At 67.2% G+C, this 7,040-nt stretch carries 8 protein-coding genes and 1 pseudogene; 4 read left to right on the top strand and 5 right to left on the bottom strand.

All coding sequences use genetic code 11. The features are described from left to right. The 3 genes and pseudogenes from ACR9ZK_RS19905 to ACR9ZK_RS19895 all read right to left on the bottom strand — a co-directional run. Window positions 1-456: pseudogene (locus ACR9ZK_RS19905) on the bottom strand (endonuclease/exonuclease/phosphatase family protein); the annotation flags it as partial. A 116-nt stretch (window positions 457-572) separates the two neighbouring features. After that, the gene (locus ACR9ZK_RS19900) at window positions 573-857 is read right to left on the bottom strand and encodes a hypothetical protein (RefSeq protein WP_481343703.1); all 285 of its coding nucleotides are present in this window, start codon (window positions 855-857) and stop codon (window positions 573-575) included. A 138-nt stretch (window positions 858-995) separates the two neighbouring features. After that, window positions 996-1,916 (bottom strand): AraC family transcriptional regulator, encoded by a 921-nt coding sequence (locus ACR9ZK_RS19895; protein ID WP_481343702.1) that lies wholly within the window; start codon window positions 1,914-1,916, stop codon window positions 996-998. Window positions 1,917-2,280: 364 nt separating this feature from the next. Between ACR9ZK_RS19895 and ACR9ZK_RS19890 the strand changes: the two genes are divergently transcribed. From ACR9ZK_RS19890 to ACR9ZK_RS19875, 4 genes are all read left to right on the top strand, one after another. Then, window positions 2,281-3,645 carry an ABC transporter substrate-binding protein gene (locus tag ACR9ZK_RS19890; protein ID WP_481343701.1) on the top strand — a complete coding sequence of 455 codons (1,365 nt, stop codon included), beginning with the start codon at window positions 2,281-2,283 and terminating at the stop codon, window positions 3,643-3,645. Window positions 3,646-3,738: 93 nt separating this feature from the next. Next, entirely contained in the window at window positions 3,739-4,686 is a 948-nt protein-coding gene (locus ACR9ZK_RS19885; RefSeq protein WP_481343700.1) for a carbohydrate ABC transporter permease, read from the top strand. Beyond that, window positions 4,683-5,513 carry a carbohydrate ABC transporter permease gene (locus ACR9ZK_RS19880; protein ID WP_481343699.1) on the top strand — a complete coding sequence of 277 codons (831 nt, stop codon included), beginning with the start codon at window positions 4,683-4,685 and terminating at the stop codon, window positions 5,511-5,513. Before ACR9ZK_RS19885 ends, ACR9ZK_RS19880 begins: the two co-directional genes overlap by 4 nt. Before the next feature lie 29 nt (window positions 5,514-5,542). Further along, window positions 5,543-6,289 (top strand): SDR family oxidoreductase, encoded by a 747-nt coding sequence (locus ACR9ZK_RS19875; protein ID WP_481343698.1) that lies wholly within the window; start codon window positions 5,543-5,545, stop codon window positions 6,287-6,289. Between the two features lie 133 nt (window positions 6,290-6,422). Here ACR9ZK_RS19875 and ACR9ZK_RS19870 read toward each other — a convergent pair whose 3' ends face one another. Next, a complete protein-coding gene (locus ACR9ZK_RS19870; RefSeq protein ID WP_481343697.1) occupies window positions 6,423-6,818 on the bottom strand; it encodes a (R)-mandelonitrile lyase in 396 nt (131 codons plus the stop codon). Window positions 6,819-6,861: 43 nt separating this feature from the next. Continuing rightward, window positions 6,862-7,032 carry a cyclophilin-like fold protein gene (locus ACR9ZK_RS19865; RefSeq protein ID WP_481343704.1) on the bottom strand — a complete coding sequence of 57 codons (171 nt, stop codon included), beginning with the start codon at window positions 7,030-7,032 and terminating at the stop codon, window positions 6,862-6,864. Window positions 7,033-7,040: the final 8 nt, after the last annotated feature.

Genomic DNA, 7,040 nt, shown 5'->3' with positions numbered 1-7,040 from the left:
GCGGGCGAACTGTGCCGCGGCCGTGGCCGCCTGCGGGGGCAGGACGATCTCGCCGACGAGCCCGGAGGGGCGGACCCGTGTGGAGTCGTACAGGAACGTCAGGCGCTCCCCGTTGCCGGCCTGGCCCTCGGTGACGTCACTGCAGACGAACTGCCAGTCCTGCCCGAGCGTGGTTGTCAACGCTCTCAGGGCTGTGGTGTCCCGGCGGACCTCCTGGACGGCGACGACGTCGAACGCGGACGCGACGGCGGCGATGAGGGTGATCGCGCGCCGGTCCCGTCGCGGGATGGCGTTCGCCGGTGGGTCCCAGGACTCGGTCACGTCGGAGAACCCGCGCAGGTTCCAGGACCCGATGAGCAGGTTGGTGTCCGTTCGGGCCGGCACGATGTGCCGGACGGCCGCCTGCAGAGCCGCAGCCTCGGCCTGAACCGCCGGGGGCGGCTGCGAAGTCAGCATGGTGCCATGTCAGCACGCACTACCAGCCCTCGGCACGAGAACGCGCATACCGCTCAGAGGACCCCCTGATCTCGCCCTACCTTGCCGCCGAGCGGCGGCCTTGCCGATCGAGAGCATCAGCCCGCGGGCCTCCGACCCGATCTGGCGACGGCTCCTCGAACCTGGGTGATGGGTACACGGCCACCCCCGACCGGGTCGAACCCGGCAGCTTCCGGGTTCCCGATGCGCCGAGTGCACGGTCGTTGCTCCGAACGGGCGATGAGCTGGCTGCCCGTCTTCGCGCTGAGGGCGTCAGCGTCGACCACTTCCACGACGGCGTCGCCCAGCGAGCTGTGGTCGGCGGCTGGATCCATGCCGATCATGCCGCAGATGGCGCGTGTCATGGTGCGGGCGGCAGCCATGCCCGTGAACCTCGCAACCGTCTGAGCTTCGGTCAAGAAACCGAGGGCCTTGATCATGGTGGGTCAGGCCCGTGGACGGCTTCCCTTGGAGGCCGCCGCTCTCCCACCGGCACTGGACCCGACCGAGTGGGACGGAGCTCAGTCCGACGGTGCGCGCCGGTTGAGGCTCAAGATCTCCGGCGGCGGCTTCTGTGCGCTCTCGAGACGCCGGTAGTTCGTGGGCGTCGTCCCCACCTCGGCGAGGAACTGCCGGTTGAAGTTGGCCATGTTGTTGTAGCCACTCATCTGGGCAATCTGCGCCACTGACGTCTCAGTGGTGTCGAGAAGGCGTCTGGCGTAGGCAATCCGCAGCTTCTTGACCATGCTCGAGAAAGTCATTCCCGTGGCCGTCTTGAAGTACTTGGAGAACGTCGGCTCCGACATGTAGGCGAGTCGGGCCGCAGTCGAGAGCCGGATGTCCCCGGTGAGGTTGTCGAAGATGTACGCCAGGCCCGCCTCGCCGGCGTCGCGCGACGCGGCATCCGTGGGCCGACCCAACCACTCGCTCGCCACGACCTCGTACTCGTCATGGGGGGCCTGTGCGAAGAGCGCCAGGAGCTTGAAGAGGTGGGCCAGCTGCTCGACCCCCTGGCTGTGCACGCACGCCAGGATCGTCTCGGCTGCGCGCCACGCGGTCGCGCCGGAGAAGACGAGTCCGCGGGTCGAGCGCTGCAGCACCTCCGAGAGCTCCACCAGCTCCGGCAGGTGCTTCATCGCCCCGCGGATCCACTCGTCGCTGAACTGGATGACGGCATCCCGGTCGACGGCGACCTGTCCCTCGGCCAGGTCGCTGACCCAGTCGTGAGGCAGCTCTGGCCCCATCATGCTGACGTGTCCCGGCGTGAACGTACCGATGTAGTCGCCGGCGATGAAGCTGCCACGCGTCTTGGTGATGAGGTGGATCTCGTACTCGGGGTGGGCGCCCCAGCCGCAGATCTCACTTGGGAAGTCATGCGTGAGGACACGCACCGAGGCCTGCGGGTGCGGAGGGATGTACTCACGCCGAATGGCTGGGCTCATCGTGGCACTCGGCGGACGGGTGGCCGCACGTGCCGGCTTCGCCCCACGGGCGGTGCCTCGATCCGGCGGGGGACCCGGTCGATACGAAATTGTCGGCTCCTTTGCAGCAGGGACGTCGTCCTTGCAGCCTCCGTGCGAAGTTCTGGCTTCGAGGGCGGCTCCGGTCGACATCCATCCGAAAAATAGTACCAACAGCGCACCGCCTGTGTCCTTGTTGACGCCGGCGCGGCCCCTCTAGCGTTCCGGCAAGTTCCAGTCAAGTCCACGCCGGACGACGCGTCCGGGCCCTTGGCCGCCACCGTTCCCGTATGCCGCTGGCGCTCGGGCCGGGTGGAACGAGAGATGCCTACCAAAGGAGTTGGGAATGCTTGCGAACAAGCGCATGCTCACGTTCGGCACGGGCATGGTGGCGATCACCGTGGCCCTGGCCGCGTGCTCGTCCGGAGCCGTCCAGGCCGGCGGCGGTTCGACCGGGGGAGCCGGTGGCACCGTCACCCTCAAGCTGGCCACGGTCAACAACGGCCAGATGAAGGACATGGAGAAGCTCAAGACCGAGTACGAGGCGGCCAACCCGGGCGTCAAGGTCAACTTCCAGGTCATGGAGGAGAGCGACCTGCGGGCCGCCGTGACGGCGGACGTGGCCAGCGGCGCCGGCCAGTACGACATCGTCACCATCGGCGCCTACGAGACGCCGCAGTGGGGCGCCAACGGCTGGCTCGTCGACCTCACCCCCGAACTGCAGAAGGACTCCTCCTACGACGTCGACGACCTGCTCCCGCCGGTGCGTGACGTCAACACCTACAACGGCAAGCTCTACGCCGTCCCCTTCTACGGCGAGTCCTCGATCCTCATGTACAACAAGGAGGTCCTGGACAAGGCCGGCGTCAAGATCTCGCAGAACCCGACGTGGCAGGAGGTCGCGGCGGCGGCCAAGAAGGTCAAGACCAACGACATGGCTGGCATCTGCATGCGGGGCAAGCCGGGCTGGGGCGACCTGTTCGCTCCACTCACGACGGTCGTGCAGACCTTCGGTGGGAACTGGTACGACAGCAACTGGAAAGCCACGGTCGACACCCCGGAGTGGAAGAACGCCGTGACGTTCTACAAGACGATGCTCGACGACTCCGGCGAGAAGGACCCAGTCTCCTACAGCTTCAACGAGTGTCTGACGGCGCTCAAGGAGGGCAAGGCCGCGATGTGGGCTGACGCGTCGGTGGCGGCGTCGATGCTCGAGGCTGCCGACTCTCCGGTCAAGGGCAAGATGGGCTACGCCCACATGCCGGTGGACAGCACGAAGGAGTCGGGCTGGCTCTGGAGCTGGAACCTCGCCATCCCGGCCACCTCCAAGAACCAGGACGCCGCGGTCAAGTTCGTCAAGTGGGCCACGAGCAAGGACTACATCAAGCTCGTCGGGCAGAAGATCGGCTGGTCCAACGTGCCGCCGGGCTCGCGCACCTCGACCTACTCGATCCCCGAGTACAAGCAGGCCGCCAAGGCGTACGCGCCCATCACCCTCGACGTGATGAGCTCCGTCAACCCGAAGCAGCCGGGGGTGAACCCGCAGCCGTGGGTCGGCATCCAGTACGTCTCCATCCCGGAGTTCCAGGACGTGGGCAACCAGTGCGCCCAGCTGGTCGCCGACTACCTGGCCAACCGGGGCACGGTCGACGACGCGCTCGGCAAGTGCCAGGCAGTCGCCCAGGCGGCTGGCGACAAGCACAAGAAGTGACGCCCCGATGACACGTGGTGTCGGGTCCGGCACTCCACGGGCCCGGCACCACCCACCTTCTCCGACCCCGCAGTCGCACGAGGGAGTGCCGACATGACCACCACTACCACCCAACCGACCGAGCTCGAGGACGTCCGCACCACCACGGCGACGGACAATCGGCGCCTGAAGCGGAAGGAGCTCTGGCGCAACCGGGGCCTGCTGCTTCCCGCCGTCGTCTTCCTCATCCTGCTGACGCAGATCCCGTTCCTGACCACCATCGGGTTCTCGCTGACGAAGTGGAACCTGCTCTACCCCAACGACCGCGCCTTCGCGGGTTTCGACAACTACACGAGCGCGCTGACCTCCGGTGACCTGTGGCCCGCCATCCGTGCCACGGTTCTCATCACGGCCTTCTCGGTCACCTTGGCCGTCTTGTTCGGCCTGCTCTTCGCCGTCCTGCTCGACCGCACGTTCCGCGGCCGCGCCGTGGCCCGGACCCTGATGATCACGCCCTTCCTCATCATGCCGGCGGCCGCGTCACTCATCTGGAAGTACTCGATGTTCGACACCAACATCGGGATGATCAACTGGGTCCTGCAGTCGCTGCACCTGCCCGTCGTCCCATGGAGCACCCAGTACCCGATGGCCACGGTCATCATCGTGCTGACCTGGCAGTTCACGCCGTTCATGATGCTGATCCTGCTGGCCGGTCTGCAGGGGCAGGACAAGGGAATCCTCGAGGCCGCGCAGGTCGACGGCGCCGGCACGTGGCGGACCTTCACGTGGATCACGCTGCCGCACCTGCGGATGTACGTCGAGATCGGGGTACTGCTCGGGTCAGTCATCATCCTGCAGGTCTTCGACCCGATCGCCATCCTCACCAAGGGGACCGGCGGCACCAAGACGCTTGCCTACCTTCTCTACGAGCGAGCCTTCATCGGCCTCGACGTCGGGCAGGCAGCCGCATACGGCGTCGTGACCGTCGTCCTCACCATCATCGTCGCGACCATCGCTCTCAAGAGCGTCTTCAAGGTCTTCATGGCAGGAGGAAGCCGATGAACGGCAACAGGTCCAACGGATCCGCCAGGAGGGCCCTCACCACCCTCGTCACGTGGATCCTGGTGCTGGTCTTCTTCTTTCCCGTCCTCTGGATGGTCCTCAACGGGTTCAAGCCGGAGTCGCTCGCGTCGTCGGTCAACCCGACGTTCATCTTCAAGCCCGTCACCGAGGGCTACCAGCTCGCAATGGACCGTGGCATGACCGGCTACCTCCAGAACTCGCTGACTGTCGCGGTGATCTCGACGATCATCTCGGTGTCACTCGCGATCCCGGCCGCGTACGCGCTGTCGATCCGCCGCGTGAAGAACGTCGAGGGCTCGCTCTCGTTCTTCATCTCGACCCGGTTCATGCCCCTCGCCGCGATCGTCCTGCCGCTGTTCATGATCTTCAAGACGATCGGGCTGCTCGACAACGTCTACGTGCTCGCGATCGTCTACGGCGCGATGAACCTACCTGTCACGGTGTGGATGATGCGCTCGTTCTTCCTCGAGGTCCCCTTCGAGATCATCGAGGCGGCGCGCGTCGACGGGGCCGGCATGTTCCGCGAGATCGTGCGGATCGTCCTGCCGCTCGTCCTGCCCGGGGTCGCGGCCGCGGCGCTGATCAGCTTCATCTTCGCCTGGAACGAGTACTTCCTCGCCCTGCTGTTGACGAGCTCGGCCGCTCGGACGACGCCGCCCTTCCTCGGCAGCTTCGTCGACGGACGCGGGCAGTTCCTGGCGGTCCTGTCGGCCGCAGCGACGATCGCCGCCCTGCCGGTCATCGTCGCCGGCTGGGTCGCCCAGAAGCAGCTCGTCCGCGGCCTGTCGATGGGAGCGATCAAGTGACCACCACCCTCCGGTCAGAAGGAGCACCTGTGAGGCAAACCTACGGACGAAACCTGAAGGACACGGTCGTCGTCGTCACCGGCGCCGGCGGCGGCATCGGCGGGGCCATCGCCCGCTCGGTCCTCGACAGCGGCGGTCGGGTCGTGGCCGGGGACCTGCGTGCCGACACGGTGAGCCGCCTCTCCGAGGAGTGGGACGAGAGCCGGCTGGTCGTCAGCGTCGGTGACGTCCGCGAGGAGGCCACGGCCGACGCCCTGGTCGCCGCTGGCGTGGAAGCCTTCGGAAGGGTGGACTCCGTGGTCGCGAACGCCGCGATCGGCTTCTACGGCGGAGTGCTCGACTACTCCGCGGAGGAAGTGGCGCTGATGGTCGATGTCAACGTCAAGGGCACGATCTGGCTCGCCCGTGCAGCCGTCCGGCAGTTCCGGGACCAGGGCGACGGCGGCGACATCGTCGTCATCGGCTCCGTCGCCGGTCTGCTCATCGGCGGCGGCAGGGAGGCTGTGTATGCCGCCACCAAGGGCGCCCAGATCAACCTCGGCTACGCGCTCGATCGGGAGCTGCGCGCCGAGTGCATCCGGACGACGACCATCGCACCGGCCGGCGTCAACACGCCCTTCGCGGCGGCCGACGGCCGCTTCGGCGACCAGGACCCCTCGCAGGGTCACTTCATGGAGCCCGGTGACATCGCACAGGCGGTGACCTACACCCTGCGGCAGCCCCGCCGGATGCGGACGGAGCTGTGGACCATGTGGAGCCTTTCCGAGAACCACTAGCCCGCAGCGGGCCCGGCTGACCGGCCCCCTCTGCCGTCCACCACCTCGCGTGACACCTCCTCCGACCGAACCGTCCCAAGACACCGCATCCTCGAGACGGTCGGCGAGATCACCCAGTGCCTGGGGAGAGGCTTCAGCGGCGGTATTCGCGGTCGGTGACGTCGTCGAGCCACGTGACGACTTCTCCGTCGCCGTCGGCTTCCTGGATGGCGATGTGAGCCATGAACCTGTCGGGTGTGGCGCCGTGCCAGTGCTCCTCGCCGGGTTCGATGTAGACGACGTCGCCGGGGCGCACCTCCTGGACGGGTCCGCCGCGGTGGGCGACGTAGCCGATGCCGTCGGTGATGTACAGCGTCTGGCCGCGGGGGTGGGTGTGCCAGGCGGTGCGGGCGCCCGGGGTGAAGCGGACGTGGGCGCAGCCGACGGCGGACTGGCGGTCGGGGTTGCGGATGCCGTCGATGTAGACGGTGCCCGTGAACCAGTCACTGGGTCCGGTGGCGGTCTGGCCGCCGCTTTGGGTGAACTTCACGATCGGGTCCTTTCGCGGAGTGGGGGTCGTTCGGTCATCGGGGTCAGGAGTCGAGCCCGCTGAGGTGAGCGGTGAGGTCGCCAGGAAGCTGAGCCAGGCGTGACGTGGCGTGGGCATCGAGGGCGCCGAGGATGACGATGCCGTTGTAGTAGGACTGGTCGCCGTAGTAGAAGACGAGGTCGTTGCCGGGCGCGTAGTACCCGAGGTCACCCACGCTGGGGT

It is taken from the genome of Monashia sp. HAY1-5C, assembly GCF_056755255.1.
The sequence above is the reverse complement of the archived record's forward strand: the minus strand, read 5'-3'. Positions and strand labels throughout refer to the sequence as shown.

Excerpts from the sequence above, each read along its gene's own strand:
- ACR9ZK_RS19900 (WP_481343703.1), bottom strand. The coding sequence starts at position 857 with ATGGCTGCCGCCCGCACCATGACACGCGCCATCTGCGGCATGATCGGC.
- ACR9ZK_RS19895 (WP_481343702.1), bottom strand. The coding sequence starts at position 1,916 with ATGAGCCCAGCCATTCGGCGTGAGTACATCCCTCCGCACCCGCAGGCC.
- ACR9ZK_RS19890 (WP_481343701.1), top strand. The coding sequence starts at position 2,281 with ATGCTTGCGAACAAGCGCATGCTCACGTTCGGCACGGGCATGGTGGCG.
- ACR9ZK_RS19885 (WP_481343700.1), top strand. The coding sequence starts at position 3,739 with ATGACCACCACTACCACCCAACCGACCGAGCTCGAGGACGTCCGCACC.
- ACR9ZK_RS19880 (WP_481343699.1), top strand. The coding sequence starts at position 4,683 with ATGAACGGCAACAGGTCCAACGGATCCGCCAGGAGGGCCCTCACCACC.